At 38.1% G+C, this 22,668-nt stretch carries 18 protein-coding genes; 9 read left to right on the top strand and 9 right to left on the bottom strand.

The window, feature by feature from the left end:
• Window positions 1–12: 12 nt before the first annotated feature.
• Together A6B43_RS08005 and A6B43_RS08000 are read right to left on the bottom strand one after the other, a co-directional pair.
• Window positions 13–1,311 carry a restriction endonuclease subunit S gene (locus A6B43_RS08005; RefSeq protein ID WP_124210450.1) on the bottom strand — a complete coding sequence of 433 codons (1,299 nt, stop codon included), beginning with the start codon at window positions 1,309–1,311 and terminating at the stop codon, window positions 13–15.
• Window positions 1,304–3,010, bottom strand: coding sequence for a class I SAM-dependent DNA methyltransferase (locus A6B43_RS08000; RefSeq protein ID WP_124210449.1), 1,707 nt, complete (start codon window positions 3,008–3,010; stop codon window positions 1,304–1,306). The genes A6B43_RS08005 and A6B43_RS08000 overlap by 8 nt, the downstream gene beginning before the upstream one ends.
• A 177-nt stretch (window positions 3,011–3,187) precedes the next feature.
• Here A6B43_RS08000 and A6B43_RS07995 point away from each other — a divergent pair, with 177 nt between their 5' ends.
• Window positions 3,188–4,489: a nucleobase:cation symporter-2 family protein gene (locus A6B43_RS07995; RefSeq protein ID WP_124210448.1), complete on the top strand. Its 1,302-nt coding sequence runs from the start codon at window positions 3,188–3,190 to the stop codon at window positions 4,487–4,489.
• Between the two features lie 102 nt (window positions 4,490–4,591).
• On the opposite strand, the gene glyA is transcribed toward A6B43_RS07995, so the two are convergent.
• Window positions 4,592–5,854 (bottom strand): serine hydroxymethyltransferase, encoded by a 1,263-nt coding sequence (glyA, locus tag A6B43_RS07990; RefSeq protein WP_124210447.1) that lies wholly within the window; start codon window positions 5,852–5,854, stop codon window positions 4,592–4,594.
• 209 nt (window positions 5,855–6,063) lie between these two features.
• On the opposite strand from glyA, the gene rhlB reads away from it, so the two are divergent.
• The 6 genes from rhlB to fbpC all read left to right on the top strand — a co-directional run bounded on the left by rhlB (window position 6,064) and on the right by fbpC (window position 13,860).
• On the top strand, window positions 6,064–7,305 hold the full coding sequence (gene rhlB, locus A6B43_RS07985) for an ATP-dependent RNA helicase RhlB (protein ID WP_124210446.1): 1,242 nt from the start codon (window positions 6,064–6,066) through the stop codon (window positions 7,303–7,305).
• 94 nt (window positions 7,306–7,399) lie between these two features.
• A complete protein-coding gene (locus A6B43_RS07980; RefSeq protein WP_124210445.1) occupies window positions 7,400–7,849 on the top strand; it encodes a hypothetical protein in 450 nt (149 codons plus the stop codon).
• Between the two features lie 28 nt (window positions 7,850–7,877).
• Window positions 7,878–9,359, top strand: a complete 1,482-nt coding sequence (locus A6B43_RS07975) for a helicase HerA-like C-terminal domain-containing protein (protein WP_124210444.1) — start codon at window positions 7,878–7,880, stop codon at window positions 9,357–9,359.
• 190 nt (window positions 9,360–9,549) lie between these two features.
• Window positions 9,550–10,584 (top strand): ABC transporter substrate-binding protein, encoded by a 1,035-nt coding sequence (locus A6B43_RS07970; protein ID WP_124210443.1) that lies wholly within the window; start codon window positions 9,550–9,552, stop codon window positions 10,582–10,584.
• 92 nt (window positions 10,585–10,676) lie between these two features.
• Complete coding sequence (locus A6B43_RS07965; protein WP_124210442.1) at window positions 10,677–12,716, top strand: ABC transporter permease; 2,040 nt, start codon at window positions 10,677–10,679, stop codon at window positions 12,714–12,716.
• Window positions 12,717–12,807: 91 nt separating this feature from the next.
• Entirely contained in the window at window positions 12,808–13,860 is a 1,053-nt protein-coding gene (gene fbpC, locus A6B43_RS07960) for a ferric ABC transporter ATP-binding protein (RefSeq protein WP_124210441.1), read from the top strand.
• A gap of 74 nt (window positions 13,861–13,934) precedes the next feature.
• Here the strand turns inward: fbpC and frr are convergent, their stop codons facing one another.
• Entirely contained in the window at window positions 13,935–14,492 is a 558-nt protein-coding gene (frr, locus tag A6B43_RS07955; protein ID WP_124210440.1) for a ribosome recycling factor, read from the bottom strand.
• Window positions 14,493–14,647: 155 nt separating this feature from the next.
• Between frr and lpcA the strand changes: the two genes are divergently transcribed.
• Window positions 14,648–15,232, top strand: a complete 585-nt coding sequence (lpcA, locus tag A6B43_RS07950) for a D-sedoheptulose 7-phosphate isomerase (protein ID WP_124210439.1) — start codon at window positions 14,648–14,650, stop codon at window positions 15,230–15,232.
• 45 nt (window positions 15,233–15,277) lie between these two features.
• Here lpcA and A6B43_RS07945 read toward each other — a convergent pair whose 3' ends face one another.
• Window positions 15,278–15,883: a DedA family protein gene (locus A6B43_RS07945; RefSeq protein ID WP_124210438.1), complete on the bottom strand. Its 606-nt coding sequence runs from the start codon at window positions 15,881–15,883 to the stop codon at window positions 15,278–15,280.
• A gap of 13 nt (window positions 15,884–15,896) precedes the next feature.
• Window positions 15,897–16,904 (bottom strand): HTH-type transcriptional repressor PurR, encoded by a 1,008-nt coding sequence (gene purR / locus A6B43_RS07940; RefSeq protein WP_124210437.1) that lies wholly within the window; start codon window positions 16,902–16,904, stop codon window positions 15,897–15,899.
• A gap of 274 nt (window positions 16,905–17,178) precedes the next feature.
• On the opposite strand from purR, the gene mnmC reads away from it, so the two are divergent.
• Complete coding sequence (gene mnmC, locus A6B43_RS07935; protein WP_124210436.1) at window positions 17,179–19,191, top strand: bifunctional tRNA (5-methylaminomethyl-2-thiouridine)(34)-methyltransferase MnmC2/FAD-dependent 5-carboxymethylaminomethyl-2-thiouridine(34) oxidoreductase MnmC1; 2,013 nt, start codon at window positions 17,179–17,181, stop codon at window positions 19,189–19,191.
• Between the two features lie 96 nt (window positions 19,192–19,287).
• On the opposite strand, the gene tsf is transcribed toward mnmC, so the two are convergent.
• The 3 genes from tsf to glmU all read right to left on the bottom strand — a co-directional run bounded on the left by tsf (window position 19,288) and on the right by glmU (window position 22,609).
• Window positions 19,288–20,142 (bottom strand): translation elongation factor Ts, encoded by an 855-nt coding sequence (gene tsf / locus A6B43_RS07930; RefSeq protein ID WP_124210435.1) that lies wholly within the window; start codon window positions 20,140–20,142, stop codon window positions 19,288–19,290.
• Between the two features lie 92 nt (window positions 20,143–20,234).
• Window positions 20,235–20,954 carry a 30S ribosomal protein S2 gene (gene rpsB, locus A6B43_RS07925; protein WP_124210434.1) on the bottom strand — a complete coding sequence of 240 codons (720 nt, stop codon included), beginning with the start codon at window positions 20,952–20,954 and terminating at the stop codon, window positions 20,235–20,237.
• Between the two features lie 290 nt (window positions 20,955–21,244).
• Window positions 21,245–22,609: a bifunctional UDP-N-acetylglucosamine diphosphorylase/glucosamine-1-phosphate N-acetyltransferase GlmU gene (gene glmU / locus A6B43_RS07920; RefSeq protein ID WP_124210433.1), complete on the bottom strand. Its 1,365-nt coding sequence runs from the start codon at window positions 22,607–22,609 to the stop codon at window positions 21,245–21,247.
• Window positions 22,610–22,668 lie beyond the last annotated feature (59 nt).

Below are 22,668 nucleotides of genomic sequence, written 5' to 3'. Positions count from 1 at the left end.
TTTTTCCTCATATTAATTTTTTATTTCTGATAAAATTTTAGGTAATAATTCATCCCTAACTTTACCTAAAGTATTATTTTCCCCACCATTATTTAATATCATTTCAAGTAAAGAAAAAATCACTTTTTCAAATTCAATATGAATATTAACACAAGAAATAACAGATTGATAATTAAGTAATTCCTTAGTACTTATATTTGCTTGCGCAGACCCTTTTGCATGAGTTATTGCATATTCCTTAAATTTATTAGACCTAGAAAGACAGTATATAAAACAATAATAGCGATATTGAGAATTTATAGGAAATGGGATAAATCTCGCAGTTCTCTGATTTAAAACGGCATTTATATTTTTAGGCACTCGCCCTACTTCTCCTACATAACCAGTAAGACCAACAAGAATATCCCCTTCCTTAACAAGAAATTCTTGCCTCAAACTTTCATTTTTCTTATGTACATATCCAATTCCGTCCATATCTATAATTATTGGTTTAATAGAACCAATTTTAATTACAGGAAGTCCATCATTTGACCATTCAGAACTCTTAAACGCATAACCATTCTGCATAGAACAAATAGAAGAGATAGATTTACACTCCCACCCCTTCGGTATTTTGCCTAACTCGCTCTCTACCATTTCGCTTGGGAATAATGCCGCCGTTTTAGCCAGTTCTTGATATTTTTCAGGCTGCCTGTCTTTTAATTGGGTTAGCTCTGCTTCTGTTTTCCCTGAAATTACACACATTGCCGCACATTCCGCATCATTTTTTGTTCCGCCATTAGCCAATACATTTATTTTTGCTTTGACTGGGTCAAAATCAATAAACCAACTTTTAAATATGGCTTGAGCGATTTGTTCTAGAGTTTGGTTGATTTGGGTATTGAGTTGGATTTTATCGTCTAAATCACCTAAAACTTTTGCTATTTGTACTTCTTCTTCATAAGAAATGTTATTTATCAAAATAGTTGATAAATGATTTCTATTCAATGTTGGAACACCACTTCCTACATTAAATTGAGTAAAATCAATACTACGAAATAAATAATAAATAAACCTTGGATAATGCCCTTTAAAATCCTTAACATATAATGTTGTATTTAAAGGGAAAAAATTTTCCTGAATATATTGTCCGCCACCAATTGAACCACTACGTCCTAAGACAACGCCATTTGCTTTTACTTTTGCCTCATTATGATACCCAACAATGCCTGTTGAAGCCACTACTGGTACATTTCCCTTTAATCGTTTGTCTTTTGGTAAATCAAATCCACGTTGTAAAGTAACCAATTCATTTAATGGAATTTTATTCATACCCCAACCCCGCTAAATTCTTTTTAATTTCAGCATTTAAGCGTTCACCCTCAGCCATTTGTTCTTTTAAAATAGCGGTCAGTTCCTGCATTTTTTCTGCAAAAGGAATGCCGTCATCTTCTTGAGCTACCGCACCAACATATCGCCCTGGGGTTAAAATATAATCTTGTTTTTTTATCTCTTCCAATGAGGCGGAATAACAAAATCCTGCTTCGTTTTGATAATTTTCGCCGTATTGCCAATGATGAAATGTTTGCGCCATTTTATGAACATCTTCATTAGTAAAATCTCGCAATACTCGGTCTTTCATATAGCCTAATTGGCGTGCGTCAATAAATAATACTTCACCACTACGATTACGTTTTTTCTTATCGAATGAAACACCGTTTTTCTTATCTTTAGCTAAAAACCAAATACAAGCAGGAATTTGTGTATTGGTAAAAAGTTGTCCAGGTAATGCAACCATACATTCAATCACATCATCTTCAATTAATTTTTTACGAATTTCACCTTCACCACTGGTATTACTACTCATACTGCCATTTGCCAATAATAGAGCCATTGAACCAGTAGGGGCGAGGTGGTAAAGCATATGTTGCAACCATGCAAAGTTGGCGTTACCTTCCGGCGGCGTGCCGTACTTCCAGCGTGCATCATTTTCTAAACTTTTATGCCACCATTCTTTTAGGTTAAAAGGCGGATTTGCCATAACAAAATCTGCCCGTAAATCGGGGTGTTGATCGTTGGTGAAACTATCGGCATGCTGTTTGCCAAAATTAAAATCCATGCCACGAATGACCATATTCATCGCCGCTAATTTCCACGTAGTGGGGTTAGCTTCTTGTCCGTAAATAGAAATGTTACGGCGTTGTTCTTCGCTTGAATAATGTTTTTCACTGGCGTGATTTTCAATAAATTTATCATTTGAGACAAAAAAACCACCACTGCCCATTGCGGGGTCATAAACCCGCCCTTTATAAGGTTGTAACATTTCAATAATCAAATTTACAATACTTTTCGGCGTGTAATATTGCCCGCCTTGCTTACCCTCTGCTAAAGCAAATTGCCCTAAGAAATATTCGTAAACATGCCCCAAAATATCTTTACTTTTTAAATTGAGTTTTTCACCTTGATATTCTGGGTTTGCAAATGAAGTTTCTGAAAATAAACCGATTAAATCAATCAAGCGGTTATTTTCTACTTGATATTGACTCACTCGGGATAAAATCCCTTTTAATTTAGGATTACTTTTTTCAATGCTATCTAAAGCGTTATCAATCAGCCAGGAAACACTTTGCATTTTGATATCTTTGCCTTCTTCATTTTGCCAAAGTATTTCACCTGCCGGTATAGTTGCGTTAGCCTTTAAGGTATCCCAACGAGCCTCTTTAGGGACCCAAAAGATATTTTCTTCAATATAAAAATCTCGCTCTTCTAATTCTTCTTTTAAAGCCTGCTGATACTCTTCGTCTGTATCAAAACTACTTGGATCAAGGTAATACCGTTCTTCAGGATTAGAGAATTGTTCTAAAAGGATTTTTTGACGTGCAGAAAAAGCATCAGAGACATATTTAAGAAAAATTAAGCCCAAAATAATATGTTTATAATTTGCCGCATCCATATTTGAGCGAAGTTTATCTGCTGATTTCCACAATTTAGCATCAAGCTCATTGAGAAATTGTTGTTCTATTTGATTCATTTTAATGATTACCTATTAGGTCTGGGAAAGTTTAAAAATTTTTCAATATTATATATTATTTACACTTATCCAACAAAATTAAAATATAATATAAATAAAATAAGCAATCGTTTGCTTTGCGTGAACGTTCCCCGTATAATCCGCCAAATTTTAACAGCTACTACTAAGGAAATGCCAATGCAAAAACTTCTCTACCCGATTGATTCAAAACCACCTCTTGGGCTTAGCCTGCTCTTAGCTGCCCAACATCTCTTAGCGGCACTCGGAGGGATTATTGCCGTTCCGTTGGTGATTGGTAATGTGTTGAAACTCCCAACCGAAGACACTATCGTCTTAGTCAATGCAGCTCTGCTGGTATCGGGCGTTGTTACTATTATCCAGTGTCGGGGATTAGGCCCTGTTGGTCTGCGTCTACCGAGCGTAATGGGAACAAGTTTTACCTTTGTTGCCGCAGCTTTAGCAATTGGGTTTAGCGAATATGGAGTTTCGGGCATTATGGGGGCATCGCTTGTTGGGTCATTTGTAATGATTATTGGCAGTTTCTTTATGTCTTATGTGCGAAAATTATTTCCACCTGTGGTTACAGGTACGGTGGTAATGATGATTGGTTTGAGCCTTGTTCCCGTTGCAGTCGATTGGTTTGCGGGTGCTCAAAAAGGCGATCCCAATTACGCAGAACCCGCTAATTTAGCAATGGCTACTTTTGTGTTAGTGGTAGTTGTTATATTAGTTCAATGGGGAAAAGGCATTTTTTCAGCCTCTGCCATTTTCATTGGCATTATCACAGGCTATATTGTTGCGCTTGCTCTAGGCTGGATAAACTTTGAAGGCGTGCGTAATGCCCAACTCTTTGCCGTACCACAGCCATTACATTTCGGATTATCCTTCCCAATTTCAGGCATTATCGGTATGAGTATTGCTTACTTAGTTACCATTGTTGAATCAAGCGGGAATTTCCTTGCATTAGGTAATGCCACGCAAACAGAAATTACCGGCAAACATTTACGGGGTGGGGTACTTTGTGATGGCGTTGGTTCTGCCTTTGCTGCTATTATGTCCACCACTCCATTTTCCTCTTTCTCACAGAATATTGGCGTTATCTCGCTGACTGGTGTAGCTAGCCGTTATGTCGTTACCTTAATGGGGATTTTATTAGTATTAGCAGGTGTTTTCCCCGTATTAGGGGCGTTGATTGTGTCGATCCCTATCCCCGTTTTAGGTGGTGCTGGGTTAATGATGTTCACAATGATTGTGGTGGCAGGCATTCAAATGCTGGATAAAGTTGAGCGTAGTAAACGTAACGGCTTGATTATCGCTATCTCTATTGGTTGCGGATTAGCCGTTACTACTCGCCCTGAAATTTTAAACAAATTGCCTAGCTTTTTCCAAGAAGCTTTTGGTTCAGGCATTACTGTTGGTTCAATTTTAGCAATGTCGCTTAATTTGATTTTGCCAAATAATTCTGAAAATACAGAGTAAGAAGATATAAATAAACCCAGTAATGAATACTGGGTTTATTACATTTTAATTAAAGGTATAGTCTAACTAACTTTCAAATATTTTCTCAAATCTCACCGCTTGTTAGGCATATACTGGGAAACGTTGGCAAATATCCAATACTTTCGCTTTTGTTACTTCAATCACTTCTTCCTCATTTTGTTTGCCAATACTGTCTAAAATATCGCAGATCCAATTAGCCAGTTCGCTGACTTCTGCCTCTTTAAAACCTCGGCGGGTAACTGCAGGTGTGCCAATGCGGATACCTGAGGTGATAAATGGTTTTTGTGGGTCATTCGGTACGGCGTTTTTATTGACGGTAATATTCGCTTTACCTAAGGCTAAATCCGCCTCTTTGCCCGTTAAATGGTGGCTGATTAAATCGACTAAAAACAGGTGGTTTTCTGTACCATTTGAGACGATTTTATAGCCTCGTTGTTTAAAAATTTCAACCATTGCTTTGGCGTTTTTTATCACTTGAGCTTGATAGGTTTTATATTCAGGCTCTAAGGCTTCTTTAAAGCAGACCGCTTTGGCAGCGATAACGTGAACCAATGGTCCGCCTTGATGCGCTGGGAAAACGGCACTTTGTAATTTTTTGTAGAGTTCTTCATCTTTTGCACTGGAAAGAATTAACCCGCCACGAGGCCCACCTAAGGTTTTATGTGTGGTGGTGGTTACAACGTGGGCGTGCGGAAGTGGATTAGGATAAAGCCCTGCTGCAATTAAACCAGCAACGTGAGCCATATCTACAAATAAATAAGCCCCGACTTCATCAGCAATTTCACGCATTTTTGCCCAATCCACCACCTGTGAATAGGCAGAAAACCCACCGACAATCATTTTCGGGCGGTGTGCTAACGCTTTTTGGCGAATATCTTCATAATCTAACAAGCCTTCTGCAGTAATGCCATATTGCACTGCATTGTAAATTTTGCCCGAAAAATTCACATTTGCCCCGTGCGTTAAATGCCCACCGTGTGCCAAGCTCATTCCTAGAATAGTATCGTGAGGCTCTAGTAATGCGCCATAGACGGCTGCATTTGCTTGTGAGCCAGAATGGGGCTGAACATTGACATAATCTGCTCCAAATAATTCTTTCGCACGATCAATGGCTAATTGTTCGACAACATCAGCATATTCACAACCACCGTAATAACGTTTATTTGGGTAGCCTTCGGCATATTTATTGGTAAATTGTGAGCCTTGAGCTTCCATCACTCGAGGGCTGGCGTAGTTTTCTGAAGCGATCAATTCAATATGTTCTTCTTGACGACGATTTTCATCTTGGATTGCCTGCCATATTTCGTGATCATACTCTGCAATATTCATCTCTCGTTTTAACATTTCAAACCTCCTATATAACTCGTTTTTATAACGAAAACTATTAGTCATTCTACGCATTTTTACGATATCTCGATAGTGTTTTTAACTACTAAAATAATCATAATTATGCTATCTTGCCAAAAATTTATCTAAAATCCATAACAAGCGGTTTTAATACAGTGTTGCGAAATTTAAGTAAAACCGACCGCTTGTAACTCAAGGAGTTAATGATGTCTAAACATCTTACTGAACAACGTTTTGCTGACTTCCCGATTGCCGATGAAGTACTTTCTGCCTTAGATAGCAAAGGGTTTGAATTTTGCACGCCCATTCAAGCACAAACGTTGCCATTTACCCTCGCAGGGCAAGATATTGCGGGGCAAGCACAAACAGGCACAGGTAAAACCTTGGCATTTTTAGTAGCTACCCTTAACTATTTATACCGCAACCCAATCACAACCCAGCCGAACCAACCTAAAGCCCTCATTCTCGCTCCTACTCGAGAACTTGCTGTACAAATTGCCTCTGATGCTGAAATTTTCTTAACTCATTCAGAATTTAACCTTGCTCTGGCTTATGGTGGAGATGGCTATGAGAAACAATTAGCCGCAATTGAAAAAGGCGTTGATATTTTGGTTGGTACAACAGGACGGGTAATTGATTATGTCAAACAAGGCATTATCAACTTAGATAAAATCCAAGTGATTGTGCTAGATGAAGCTGATCGAATGTTTGATCTCGGTTTTATTAAAGATATTCGCTACCTAATGCGAAAAGCGCCAAAGCCAAGCGAGCGTTTGACAATGTTATTTTCTGCCACCCTTTCACATCGAGTCCGTGAGCTTGCCTTTGAAGATATGGATAATGCTGAATATGTTGAAGTAGAGCCATTACAACGCACGGGGCATCGTATTAAAGAAGAACTATTTTACCCTTCAAATGAAGATAAAATGGCATTATTACTGACTTTAATGGAAGAAGAATGGCCTGAACGTTGCATTGTTTTCGCTAATACTAAGCACAAATGTGAAGAAATTTGGCGTTATCTCACCGCTGATGGACACCGTGTTGGCTTACTCACGGGTGATATTCCACAGAAAAAACGTTTAACATTGCTAGATAGCTTTACGCAAGGCAACTTAGATATTTTAGTGGCAACCGATGTTGCGGCTCGAGGTTTACATATTGCTGATGTTACCCACGTTTTTAATTATGATCTCCCTGATGACCGAGAAGATTACGTTCATCGTATCGGACGGACAGGGCGAGCAGGCGAAAGTGGCTCATCAATCAGTTTTGCTTGCGAACGTTATGCAATGAATTTACCTGCTATCGAAGAATATATTGGGCATCACATTCCTGTTAGCCAATACGACAGTGGCTCTCTGCTACCCTTACCTAAGCCTGCACGAAGCAGTTACAACAATAAATTACGCACGCCACAACATAACCGAAATAGACGCCGCCCGTAATTGAAACTTTAGATCAACAAGCGGTGAAATTAGACAAAATTTTACCGTTTATTTCTCTAATCATTTAATTCAAATAATATAATTACTTAACATAATGAAATTTTCTCGTATTTTAATCCTTACCACTGGCACATTACTACTCTCTGCATGTAGCAATCAGCTTACTCAAATCAGTGATTTATTCCGCCCTTCAACTTCAGGGCAAGCCGTCAAAGTAGTTAAAGGCACGCCGAATGTCTATCTCGCTCAAAAACAAGAAACTAAACCTAAAGATACAAATTCATCACATAAAACAGCTACTCGCCGTATCAACACTACTGAATGCCAAGATAGCGATGATTGGTATTTAGACGGCTATCGTGTTGGAAAATCATTTACTCAGCAAAAAACACAAATGTTGCAAAATCGAATGAATTTCTGCCATATTTCACAGCTACCAAACCATTTCAAACAAAATTGGGAACGAGGATTTACTGTTGGCAACCACGAAAATGGTAAATCAAGCCCTCGTGCTGGAAAATTTAAAAAATCTAAACGCACTTAACCCATCATCGTACGATAAGGAAAAGAGAATGAATTATACTATTGCACAAACAACCGATGGCACACCACTCTCCCTCATTGCCCGAATGGCTAACCGCCACGGCTTAATCGCAGGGGCAACAGGAACGGGGAAAACCGTTACGCTACGCAAACTAGCTGAGGCATTCAGCGAAGATGGCGTACCCGTTTTTTTAGTCGATGTAAAAGGGGATTTATCAGGCTTAGTACAAGCGGGCAGTTTCCAAGGAAAAATTGCAGAGCGAATTGAACAATTTCATCTCGGTGGCGAAAGCTATTTAGAGGGCTTTCCTGTCTCTTTTTGGGACGTTTTCGGCACCACAGGTATTCCACTGCGTACAACCATTTCAGAAATGGGCCCAATGCTTCTTGCTCGCCTACTCAACCTTAATGATACCCAAGAGGGTTTGCTAAACCTTGTGTTTCGAGTTGCAGATGATAAAGGATTACTGTTAATTGATTTAAAAGATCTCCGTTCAATGCTGAAATTTGTGGCTGAAAATGCTAAACAATTTCAAATGGAATATGGCAATGTTTCTGCCGCCAGTGTTGGAGCAATTCAACGCTCACTACTCACATTAGAAAATGAGGGGGCAACGAATCTTTTTGGTGAGCCTGCATTGGATCTACAAGATTGGATACAAACTCGTGATGGACGGGGTGTTATTAACGTATTAAATGCTGAACGTTTAATCAACTCACCTCGAATGTATGGCGCATTTCTTCTTTGGTTTATGGCTGAACTCTTTGAACAACTACCTGAAGTGGGCGATCCAGACAAGCCCAAATTTGTGCTATTTTTTGATGAAGCTCATTTAATGTTTGATAATGCACCAAAAGTTTTAGTGGATAAAATTGAGCAAGTTGTACGATTGATCCGCTCTAAAGGGGTAGGTGTTTATTTTGTTACGCAAAACCCACTTGATTTACCCGAATCTGTACTTGGACAGCTCGGTAACCGTATTCAACACGCCTTACGGGCATTTACCCCAAAAGATCAAAAAGCTGTCAAATCTGCTGCTGAAACATTTCGTGCTAATCCTAAAATCAACGTAGTAGAAGCCATTACTCAGCTGGGAGTCGGTGAGGCATTAGTTTCCGTTTTAGATGAAAAAGGTATGCCAACCCCCGTTGAAATTGCATATATTTACCCACCGAAAAGCCAGTTAAAGCCAATTTCGGAACAAGAACGTTTAGCTTTTGTAAAACAAGACGATCTCTATCAACATTACAGTCAATTTGTAGATAATGAATCAGCCTTTGAAGTGCTAAATGCACAAACACAGGCACAAGCTCAGCAGGCAGAACAAGCTGAAGAAAACGGTTTTTTAACGGGCATTCTTGGTAGTATTTTTGGTACGAAGAAAAAAAGCGAACAATCTGTTGCAGAACAAATGATCGGGAGTGTAGCAAAATCCGTAGGACGTAACTTGCGTAATCAAGTCACTAAACAGATAATGCGAGGAATTTTAGGCGCTATCAGCAAAAAATAACCTCAATAACAAGCGGTAAGTTCTTAATATTTTTTTGCAAAAAAATATAGGATCTAACCGCTTGTTCTTCCTTCTACTGAAATTATTCAAAATATGAAAAATTCTCTAATTTGTGAATAAACTCACAGTTTCTTTCCTTAAAATTCGGTATAGTTCACCCAATTTTGCATCACGAAAAGGAAAGTAATCTATGCCATTTAAAAAATTATCTCTCGCACTTTCATCGCTCCTGCTCAGCACTTTACTTGTCAGCCAAGCAAATGCGGCTGGACGTTTAGTCGTCTATTGTAGTGCCTCCCACCTTTTTTGTGAGCAAGAAATCCAAACGTTTGGGGAAAAATATGATGTAAAAGTCTCTTTTATTCGTAATGGGTCAGGCAGTACTTTTGCGAAAGTAGAGGCTGAAAAAGACCACCCCCAAGCCGATGTTTGGTACGGCGGAACACTCGATCCGCAATCTCAAGCAGGCGAAATGGGCTTACTTCAGCCTTATCAATCGCCCAATTTAATAAAAATTATAGAAAAATTTAGAGATCCTGCAAAATTAAAAGGAAACTATACATCTGCCGTCTATATGGGGATTTTAGGTTTTGGGGTGAATTTAGATCGTCTAAAACAACTTGGCATTGAAAAAGTACCTACAACTTGGGCAGATTTGCTTGATCCTCGCTTAGCTGGAGAAATTCAAATTGCCGATCCACAAAGTTCTGGCACGGCATATACAACGATTGCAACCTTTGTTCAACTTTGGGGTGAAGATAAAGCCTTTGAATATTTTAAGAAGTTGCACAAAAACATTTCTCAATATACAAAATCTGGAATAACACCTGCTCGTAATACTGCTCGTGGAGAAACCGCTATTGGTATTGGCTTCTTACACGATTACTCGATTGAGAAGAAAAATGGGGCTAATATTGAAATTGTTGCTCCAACAGACGGCACAGGCTATGAACTAGGTGGTATTAGTATCCTTAAAGGTGCAAGAAATTTAGACAATGCAAAATTATTTGTTGATTGGGCTTTATCTAAAGAAGCTCAAGAGCTTGCTTGGAAAAAAGGTGATGCATTCCAAGTGCTTACTAATATGGACGCAGAGCAATCACCTTATTCGCTCAATCCAGCTAAACTTAATTTGATAAACTATAATTTTGATAAATACGGCTCAAGTGAGGAACGTAAATACTTAATTGACAAATGGCTAACAGAAGTTAAATTAGCTCACTAATTCTATAATTTTTGCTTTCTATTTACATTCAGCCTTATTTACAGGGCTGAATGTTTCTATGCCTTGTTATACAAAATGATTTGTGAGGTTTTATGCCAACATCTTTTTTCTCTCGCCCTACTTTTTGGGTCTGTTTAGCTTTAGTTGCATTTGGCGTATTGCCTACTCAAGCTTTAGACTATGGTTTATTCGACTCTAGCCGTGATGAAATCTTCAATGCTATGGGGTGGGCAAGTTTTAGTATTACTTGGGCATGGTTTCTCCCTCTTGTACTTTTTCTTATTCCACAAAACAATGATCGTAATACTGCAATTTTCACTTTGCTCGGCAGTATTACGCTTTTTGCTTTTGTCCTTATTTCTGCCATTATCTGTAAAATTGCCTTAGGTTATGCTGTTCTTTTTTTAATCTTTGCGTTAATAGGGCTAACAACAAATGCGTTAGCTACATTTAAAATAATGCAAGGCGATCGATTTATCATTGCATCATTGCTAATTATTCTTTTACTTATTGTCTTTTTTATTCTCTATCCAACTGTAGCAATTTTTATTTCAATGCTATTTAACGGTAATGAATTTGTACCAAGCCAAGTATTAGATATTCTAAAACAGCCTTATATCTTACGGGTTATTGGAAACTCATTAAGTGTCGCTGCAACAGTTGGGATACTCTCTACTCTATTTGGGTTAGCCTTTGCGTTATATACCACTCGGATTGCAAAACGTACCGCCGTTATTGGTAAAATTTTCTCCATTTTACCGATTGTTACCCCCCCATTTGTTGTCGGACTAGGCGTAACCCTAATGCTCGGGCGTTCAGGCTATGTAACCGCATTTTTAGTAGAATATTTAGGTTTTAATACGAACTGGCTGTATGGGTTTACGGGTATCACTATCGCCCATACATTAGCTTTAACACCAATGTCATTTATGATTTTAGAGGGTGCATTAAAATCAATTCACCCATCGGTAGAAGAGGCTGCCTATACCTTACGTGCTAACCGCTATCAAACATTCGCCCATATTATTTTCCCGCTATTAAAACCAGCCTTAGCCAACTCATTTTTAGTGGTTGTCATTCAATCTCTCGCTGATTTTAGTACGCCATTGGTATTAGGCGGGAATTTTGATGTGATTGCCACCCAAATCTATTTTTACATTGCAGGCTCACAGCTAGACTATGTCTCTGCAAGCACACTTGGAACGCTATTACTACTCTTCTCATTAGTTATTTTTGTGGTGCAATATCTCTGGATAGGCAACCGCTCTTACGTTACCGTATCAGGCAAATCTTATCGGGGAGATGTACAAGATCTTCCAAGCGGTCTGAAGATCATTATTATTTGCAGTTTAGGATTTTGGGTGCTATTCAATGTAGTGCTATACGGCAGTATTTTCTATGGAAGTTTCACCGTAAACTGGGGGGTCGATTACACCCTTACCTTGAAAAATTACAGTGATCTCTTCGGGCAAGGATTTAATGATGGAGCTTGGCCATCGTTAATTCAAACAGTCATTTTTGCAGCAACTGCTGCCCCAATCACGGCTATTTTTGGCTTACTTATTGCCTACATCACAGTACGCCGTGATTTCAAAGGTAAGAAAACCCTTGAATTTATGACCTTACTCTGCTTTGCTGTACCAGGTACTGTCGCAGGTGTTTCCTATATTATTGCATTTAACAATACACCGATTTATCTCACAGGCACAGGGATTATTATTATTTTATCTATGGTAATGAGAAATATGCCCGTAGGTATGCGTGCAGCAATCGCAGGGCTTGGGCAACTAGATAAATCATTAGACGAAGCCTCTCTCTCGCTTAAAGCTAGCTCATTTAAAACCATTTTCTTTATTGTGTTACCTTTACTTAAACCTGCATTACTTTCTGCCCTAATTACCAGTTTTGTACGGGCAATGACCACTGTAAGTGCCATTATTTTCTTAGTTACAGCAGATACACGGGTAGCAACATCTTATATATTAAATCGAGTTGAAGATGGCGAATATGGCATTGCAATTGCTTACGGATCAATTCTAATTATCGTAATGATGAGCATTATTTTATTATTTGATTGGCTTGTCGGCGAAACTCGTATCGCAAAATCAAAAGCCAAACAAGTGACAACGTAACGATATTGGACAAAATAGGAAATAGCAAAATAATTGATTAACTTATCGCTTGCTATTTAAATTTGCTCAAAAATGAATGGAACAACATAGAATGGAACAACAAAACGATTTTTTAGTGTTAAAAAATGTAACGAAATCTTTTGGTAAAAGCACGGTAATTGATAACCTTACTCTATCAATTAAAAAAGGGACAATGGTAACACTACTCGGTCCATCTGGCTGCGGTAAAACTACGGTTTTACGCCTAGTGGCTGGATTAGAAAACCCAACGAGTGGTCAAATTTTTATTGAAGGAGAAGATGTTACACATAACTCAATCCAGCAACGTGATATTTGTATTGTTTTCCAATCTTATGCTCTATTTCCCCATATGTCTATTGGTGATAACGTGGGATATGGGCTAAAAATGCAAGGTGTACCCAAAGCAGAACGTCAATTACGGATTAAAGAAGCATTAGAATTAGTGGATTTAGCTGGATTTGAAGATCGGTATGTCGATCAAATTTCAGGTGGGCAACAACAACGGGTTGCCCTTGCTCGTGCGTTAATTCTTAAACCTAAAGTGTTACTCTTTGATGAACCACTCAGCAACCTTGATGCGAACCTTCGTCGCTCAATGCGAGAAAAAATCCGTGAATTACAACAGCGGTTGAATATTACGTCCCTGTACGTTACTCACGATCAATCGGAAGCCTTTGCTGTATCTGATGAAGTGATTGTAATGGATAAAGGGCGTATCAAACAAAAAGATAGTGCCAAAATGCTTTATTTGGAACCAAACTCGCTCTTTCTTGCTAATTTTATGGGGGAATCCACCATTTTTAACGGAAAGCGACAAGGCAACCAAATTACTATCGGACAATACCAATTTACTCTCTCTAACGCAGAGCGATTTAATGTACCAAATGGCAACTGTTTAATCGGTATTCGTCCTGAGTCTATCCAACTATTACCTCACGGTGAGGATATCCAACGCTGTGAAATTAAACACACGGTATATATGGGGGCGTACTGGGAAATTATCGCTCATTGGCAAGGAAAAGATATCTTAGTCAATCTTAACCCTGAACATTATGATGAAAATCAGACAGACTACTACCTACACTTATCACAAACAGGAGTATTTTTACTTAATTGCGAATAACAAGCGGTTAGATAAACTATAAAAAATGCCCTTACTCTTTAATAGAATAAGGGCATTACATAACTAAGTAAAAATTAGAAATCCATTAACTCTTTTTCTTTATCTGCTAAAACTTCATCAACTTTTTTGATATATAGATCTGTCAATTTTTGGATTTCATCTTGTGCTTTACGCTCTTCGTTTTCGCTGATCTCTTTCTCTTTTTCTAATGCTTTCACTTTTACATTTGCATCACGGCGAATATTACGAATAGCAACTTTACCTTGCTCTCCTTCGCTTTTTACAATTTTAATTAAATCACGGCGACGCTCTTCTGTTAATGGAGGTAATGGTACACGAATAGTTGTACCTGCTGAAGACGGGTTTAACCCTAAATCTGACGTTAAAATTGCTTTTTCGATGATGCTAATTAATGAGCGGTCAAACACACTGACTGCTAAAGTACGAGCATCTTCCGCCACAACATTGGCTAACTGACGTAATGGAGTTGCTGAACCGTAATAATCGACTTGAATGCCATCTAATAGGCTCGGTTGCGCACGTCCTGTACGAATTTTTGAAATATGTCCTTTCAATGCTTCAAGGCTTTTTTCCATACGCTCTTGTGTATCTTTTTTAATTTCATTGATCATTATAATGTTCCTTTAAATAAACGCTAAATTCCACCAATTCTACCTAATTTCAATGCTTTTTCCTAGTGTTAAGTTCAAAGCCTTATGATAGACTTCTTAAATAATACCGCTTACTCGCGGTTAGCTTTAACAATTTTTTGCAAAAGGAGAATTCAATGTATCAACAACAAATTCTAGCTGAATTAGAAGAAGCAGCTGAAGTCTTAAATAAATTTATTACAGACAAACATAACCTTGAGCTAATTCAACAGGCTGCATTATTGATTGCGGATAGTTTTAAACAAGGTGGTAAAGTACTTTCTTGCGGTAATGGGGGATCTCATTGTGATGCAATGCACTTTGCGGAAGAATTAACAGGGCGTTATCGTGAAAATCGTCCTGGCTATCCTGCTATTGCCATTTCCGATGTGAGCCATTTAAGTTGCGTAAGTAATGATTTCGGCTATGAATATGTCTTTTCCCGTTTTGTTGAAGCCGTTGGGCAAAAAGGCGATGTATTATTTGGGTTATCTACCTCAGGAAATTCTAAAAACGTGCTAAATGCAATCAAAGCAGCGAAGCAAAAAGGAATGAAAGTGATTGCTTTAACAGGCAAGGACGGTGGCGAAATGGCAGGACTTGCAGATGTTGAAATCCGAGTACCGCATTTCCGCTATGCAGACCGTATTCAGGAAATCCATATCAAGGTTATTCATATTTTAATGATGTTAATTGAATTTGAAATGGCAAAAAGTGCTTAAAATAAAAAAGGGTCGTGAGACCCTTTATTTTTTGATAAGAAATTATTACTCGTTATTCTCTTGTTTTTTACTTTTTTTCCACTTCCAAAGAACAAATAACCCACCAAGAAACAGTATTACCCAAATAGCAATTTGACCTTTATGGACTTGAGCTTCTAACCAATCTAAATTTTTTGCCCCAAAATCGCCTAAATAGATCCAAATAGGAACAGAAATAATAGCCGCACAAAAATCAACTAATACAAATCGAACATAATTAACTCGCAATGTAATACCTGATACTAAGTACACCACCGCACGCAAGCCAGGTAAAAAACGGGCAACAAACAGTAATTTTGTTCCTTGTTTCTCAAAACGCTCTTGAACAGCAGCAAATCGTTTCGGTGTGGCAATATTTCGAATTAACGGAAATTTAAGGATTTTTTCCCCATAGATTCTCCCAAGCCAGTACATCGTACTATCACCGACTAATACACCAAATAAACTAACGACAAGCATCCAGTGAACATTGGTATATCCCAGCCCAGAAATAACGCCACCTGATACTAAGGTAATATCTTCGGGAATTGGCACACCAAAACCACAAATAAGTAAAATAAAAAAAACGGCCCAATAGCCGTAGCTACTAAAAAATTCAATTAAATATTCCATTTATACCTCAAGGTTATGCTAATTTTCTCACCGACTGTCTGATGACTAATTCAGGATGAAATTCTAAAATCGTTGGCTGATAACTTTTTTCTTCACGTTGAATACGATCCAATAAAATATCCAGTGCAGATCGTCCTAAACGGGCTTTAGACTGATGAACTGTCGTTAAAGGTGGAGCATAGAAACGAGAATTATGAATATTATCATACCCGATCACAGAAATATCCTGTGGAACAGATAGCCCTTTCTCAGTAATGGCTGAAATTGCCCCTAACGCCACTGTATCACAGGAGCAAACTACTGCCGTCGGCAATTTTTGCTGGCTTAAAATATGATTCATACTTTCATAGCCAGCCTCTGGCTCAAAATCATTTTCGACAATCCATTCATCACGAATGAGCAAGCCTGCTTCACTCATTGCTTTCACATAACCATCAAACCGTGCTTTACTAATCGTTTTTACTAATTCACCTGCAATAATTGCAATATCTCGATGTCCATTTTCAATTAAATACCGTGTTGCAAGATAACCACCTTCCAAACCATTATCCAAAATGCGATCACTTTTATTATCATTCGGCCCCCAGTCCATTACAACCATTGGTACATTTGTTCCGTTAAATAATGCTAACGAATTTTCAGTATATTCCGAACACATCACTAAAATACCATCTACTCGCTTTTTAACCAACATATCTAAATGGTTTTGAATTTTCTCAGGGTCATTTTGCGTATTACATAAAAAAAGTGAATAGCCTTTTTGATAACAATGCTCTTCAACTGCCAACACAATTTCTGCGAAATAGGGAGCTTGGCTAGTTGTAATGATCATTCCAATTGATTTAGTCGTATTTACTTTTAAACTACGAGCCACTGCACTTGGCGAATAATTCAATTCAGAAACGGCATTCCACACTGCTTTAACGGCCTCTTCAGACACAAAACGAGTTTTATTGATCACATGCGAGACTGTGGTAGTTGAAACGCCTGCTAATTTGGCAACATCTTTAATCGTAGCCATAATGCCCTCACACTAAAAAATTAGTCGCATTATAGCCAATTTTGACAAATTTCTTAACTAAATAACCGCTTGCATTGCATTTTTCTTTAATCGTTCTACAATAGTAAAAATTATTTATAAATATGGAGAATTAAAATGGGTACTTTTGGTTATGCAATGCTTGCCGTAGTAGGTTCATTAGGTATTATCGTACTTTTTGCTTCAAATATTTTCTAACTCTACTGCCGAATAAAGACGCCTTTAGGCGTCTTTCTCTTTTATAATCCAAACTATTATGAAAAAACTCAATTTTGCCTCTGTCGCTTTTAATCATACTCAAACCCCTATTTCTGAACAATTTGATGATATTTATTTCTCTACGTTAGATGGCGTTGCCGAAAGCCAATATGTTTTCCAAGAAGGCAATCAGATTTGGGAAAAATGGCAACATCACTCTAGAGAATTTTTTGTTATTGCTGAAACAGGTTTTGGTACAGGGCTAAATTTTTTAGCGGTTGCCCAACGTTTTCAACAATTTCGAGAAGAATTTCCCACTCATCACCTTAAACGGCTCTATTTCATCTCTTTTGAGAAATTCCCACTCAACACTGATCAACTGATTGAAATTCATCAGCGATATCCCCAATTTGTAAACCTTTCTGCTCAACTCACCGCTTGTTGGCAACCAAGACAAGTTGGCTGTCAGCGTTATCATTTTGAACAGATTTACCTCGATCTCTGGTTTGGTGATATTACTGATAATCTTCCACAATTAGGCGACAATTATAATTCCAGTATTGATTGTTGGTTTTTAGACGGATTTTCTCCCGATAAAAATCCAGAAATGTGGAGTGAACAGCTTTATCGCCAGCTCTTTCGTTTAACTCGCAACGGTGGTAGTTTTGCTACTTTTACAGCATCAAGTAACGTTAGACGAGGCTTACAAGCGGTCGGATTTGAAGTAAAAAAACGTAAAGGATTTGGTAAGAAACGAGAAATGTTATGGGGAGAAAAGCCATTAGCTAGCCCAGACGCTCCTTACGAGTATCCCTATTTTTACTCCCATCACCCTGATACCAATTTAAACAATACCGATATTGCTATTGTTGGCGGAGGAGTGGCTAGCCTATTTTTAGCATTATCTCTGCTAGAACGAGGAAAAAGTGTAACCCTTTACTGCCAAGACGAACAACTAGCCCAAAATGCATCTGGCAACTTACAAGGAGCAATTTATCCACAACTAAGCGATGATGACGAACGAAATGTCCGATTTTATGTTCATAGCTTTGATTATGCTTTACAACGTTTAAATAAACTGGCACAAGCGGTTGATTTTGAACACGATTTTACGGGAGTTGCCCTTTATGCTTACAATGAAAAAACGCAACAAAAGCTGCAAAAACTAGCAGAACAAGGCTGGGATTTTAATCTGTTCCAGTTACATTCTGCTGAACAATTAACCGAAAAAATTGGGCTGCCTGTAAAAAACGGTGGTGCATTTATTGCCTCTGGCGGTTGGATTTCTCCTCTACAACTCGTTCAAAATAGTTTTGCTTATCTCGAAACTTTAGGGCTAAAAATTATTCTTAATCATCGAGTTGAAAATCCTAAATTTGAATATAATAAATGGCACTGGCAATATCAAAACCAACATTTTTCACATCAAATATTAGTACTTGCCAATGGACACACACTCACGGAATTTCAGCAAACAGCAGGGATTCCACTTTATCCTGTTCGAGGGCAAGTCAGCCAAGTACCTACCAACAATACGTTACAACGACTCAAATGTGTTGTGTGTTATGATGGCTATATCACACCGATGTCTGCTTCACAAAGCCATTGTATTGGGGCAAGCCATTTACGAGATAATTCAGAAACCACTTTTAGCCTCATAGAACATCAGCAAAACCTTGCAAAATTACAAGATAATTTAACCTCTTGCGAATGGACAAAATCTATTGATATTTCAAAAAATCAAGGAAAAGTGGGTATTCGATCTGCCTTTAGAGACAGAATTCCAATGGTAGGTGCTGTGGCAAATTTCGCTCGCCAAAAAGAACAATTTGCTAATCTCTTTAATCAACGCCGAAGAAAAGAGAGCATTGAAAAAGCAGAATGTTACCCGAATTTATATCTACTGGCGGGGCTTGGTTCTCGAGGTCTGACAACAGCACCGTTACTTGGTGAATTACTGGCAAGCCAAATTTGTGGAGAACCCCAACCACTTAGCCAAGATATATTGCAAGCTCTAAGCCCTAATCGAACTTGGATTAGACAATTACTACGCGGTAGAAAAATTGACTAAAATTTAAGTAAGCAGACACTGAATACCTAGATTATTTAGCAATAAAAAAGCGAGCTATATGCTCGCTTTTTCTAGGCTTTTATAGATAAAGAGAAATTAAGCATTACCGCCAGTGATTTTAGCAACTTCAGCTGCAAAATCTTCTTCAACTTTCTCAATACCTTCACCAACTTCTAAACGTACAAAACCAGTTACATCTGCACCTTGTTCTTTTAAGAATTCACCAACAGATTTTGATGGATCCATAACGAATGGTTGACCAGTTAATGATACTTCACCTGTAAATTTCGCCATACGACCTTCAACCATTTTCTCAGCAATAGCTTGTGGTTTACCAGACTCCATTGCGATAGCAATTTGAATTTCACGTTCTTTTGCAACAACTTCAGCAGATACGTCTTCAGGTTTTACAAACTCTGGACGGCTTGCTGCAACGTGCATTGCAACTTTCTTAAGTAATTCTTCATTTGCATTTACGCCAGCAACTAATACACCAATTTTCGCACCGTGTAAGTATGAACCTAATACTTCGCCTTCTAAGAATGAAACACGGCGAATATTCATATTTTCACCGATTTTTGCAACTAATGCTGCACGTTTTTCTTCAAAATGTGCTTGTAATGCTTCAATCGTGATTCCTTTATTTGCTAATGCGTAATCAGCAACTTCATTACCTAATTCTAAGAAACTTGCATCTTTTGCTACGAAATCAGTTTCACAGTTCATTTCAACTAATACGCCAAAACCTGCACCAATACGAGCAAGAATTACACCTTCAGCTGCAACACGACCAGCTTTTTTAGCTGCTTTTGCTTGACCAGATTTACGCATATTGTCAATTGCTAATTCGATATCACCATTTGCTTCAACTAACGCTTTTTTACATTCCATCATACCTGCGCCAGTACGCTCACGAAGCTCTTTTACGAGTGCTGCTGTAATTTCAGCCATTTTTTATTCCTCTTAAATTATATATAAAGAAAAGCAGGGAACAAACCGCCCCTGCTTCACAAGTTATGATAAGGGCTTGAGCCTTAGAAAAATTATTCTGCTGCTACTTCTTCTGCCATTACAACGGTTTCTTCGCCACGACCTTCTTTGATTGCCGCTACTGCTGCATCTAAGTAAAGTTGGATCGCACGAGCTGCATCATCGTTACCAGGAATAATGTAGTTTACACCATCTGGATCTGCGTTTGTATCAACGATAGAGAATACAGGGATACCTAAGTTGTTCGCTTCTTTAATTGCAATATGTTCGTAATCTGCACCGATAACAAAAATTGCATCAGGAAGACCTGCCATATCTTTAATACCACCTAAACTTAATTCTAATTTTTCAAGTTCACGGGTACGCATTAACGCTTCTTTCTTAGTAATTTTATCGAAAGTGCCGTCTTGAGTTTGAGCTTCTAACTCTTTTAAACGTTTAATTGATTGACGAACGGTTTTCCAGTTAGTCAACATACCACCTAACCAGCGGTGATTTACGTAAAATTGTTGGCTCTCTAATGCTGCTGCTTTTACTGCATCAGACGCTGCACGTTTTGTACCAACGAAAAGGACTTTACCGTTATTGCTTGCAATGCGTGTTAATTCTACTAACGCATCATTGAACATTGGTAATGTTTTTTCTAAGTTAATGATATGAACACCATTACGAGCACCGAAAATGAATGGTTTCATTTTTGGGTTCCAGTAACGAGTTTGGTGACCGAAGTGAACGCCCGCATTAAGCATATCGCGCATAGATACTTGTGCCATAAAATTTTCCTTTTATAAAGTTCCGCCTTAACGGAAGGGTTTTGCCTCCACATACCCTGAAAAACCGACCACTAAAAGCTAATGCTTTTAACAGCACCCCGATAATCAGTTAATGATATGTGTGTGATTTTGGGTTAAATTAAATTGTTTTTCTGCTTTTTAGCGAGTAAAAAGCGGACAAATTTTACAGGAAAATCTGTAAAAAAGCGAGATTTTTTTATCATAAGAAATGATGATTTTCATTGTTTATGCAAAACTTACTAAAAAACTACCGCTTGCTCCAATTATTTCTATTTCTTTTTAGTAGGACGCTGCCAGCCTTGAATATGACGCTGTGGCACTCTGCTGATTACTAACTCATTCTCTGCAATATCTTTAGTAACCGTTGAGCCAGCGCCAATCGTTGAGCCACTCGCAATCGTAACAGGTGCAACTAACTGACTGTCTGAGCCAACAAAGACATTATCACCAATTACTGTTTTAAATTTATTTGCTCCATCATAATTACAGGTAATTACCCCCGCACCAATATTACACCCTTTGCCAATATCTGCATCACCGACATAGGCAAGGTGATTTACTTTAGAGCCTTGTGCAATTTGTGCATTTTTTATTTCAACAAAATTACCAATATGTGTTTCAGGCGCTAATTCGGTGCCAGGGCGTAAACGAGAAAATGGACCAATACGAGCATCTTCACCAATAGTGGCTTGCTCAATGACGGAATACGGCTTAATTTCAACATTATCTTCCACTATACAATTTTTAAGAATTACACCCGCACCAACTTTAACTCTATTACCTAAGATAACGTCGCCCTCAATAATAACATTAACATCAATTTCAACATCTTTACCGTGTTTCAAACTGCCTCGTAGGTCAAAACGTTGTGGATCCAAAATGGTTACGCCAGCCAATAATAATTTTTCTGCCTGTTTTTGTTGAAAATAGCGTTCAAGAGCCATTAGCTGTAAGCGATTATTTGCTCCCTCTACTTCCATTAAATCTGTTGCCTGAATAGTTTTAACTTCAAAGCCATCACAATTTGCCATTGCAATCACATCAGTAATGTAATATTCACCTTGGGCATTGTTATTATCTAATTGTGAGAGCCATTTTCTAAAACTTTTTCCGCTAGCAACCATTACGCCCGTATTGATCTCTTGAATTTTAAGTTGCTCTTCCGTTGCATCTTTCTGTTCAACAATACCCACCACCGATCCGTTATGGCGTAAAATACGACCATAACCTGTCGGATTATCTAATACAACAGTGAGTAATCCAATCCCATTTTCTGGTTTCACGGCAATTAGCTTTTCTAATGTTTCTTTAGTAATTAAAGGTGCATCACCGTATAGCATTAAAATATTTTCATCATCAGCAAAAAATGGGGCAGCCTGTTGCATAGCGTGTCCTGTGCCTAATTGTTCCGCTTGATGTACCCAATTTACTGGTTCTGACTGCAAACGTTGCTGTAATAATTCACCCTCGTGTCCATAAATAAGATGAATATTATCCGCATTAAGTTGTTTTGCCGTATCAATCACATGTTTAACCATTGCTTTACCTGCAATGGGATGAAGCACTTTCGGCAAATCTGAATACATTCGTGTTCCTTTACCTGCAGCTAAAATTACCACACTTAATTTATTCATTTGAAATCCTTAAACAGAAAAAAATCACTAACATTCTACCGAAATATAGGTAGAAATAA

The sequence above is a fragment of the Vespertiliibacter pulmonis genome (assembly GCF_013377275.1).
Taxonomy (GTDB): domain Bacteria; phylum Pseudomonadota; class Gammaproteobacteria; order Enterobacterales; family Pasteurellaceae; genus Vespertiliibacter; species Vespertiliibacter pulmonis.
This window is presented reverse-complemented; position numbering and strand designations above follow the sequence as displayed.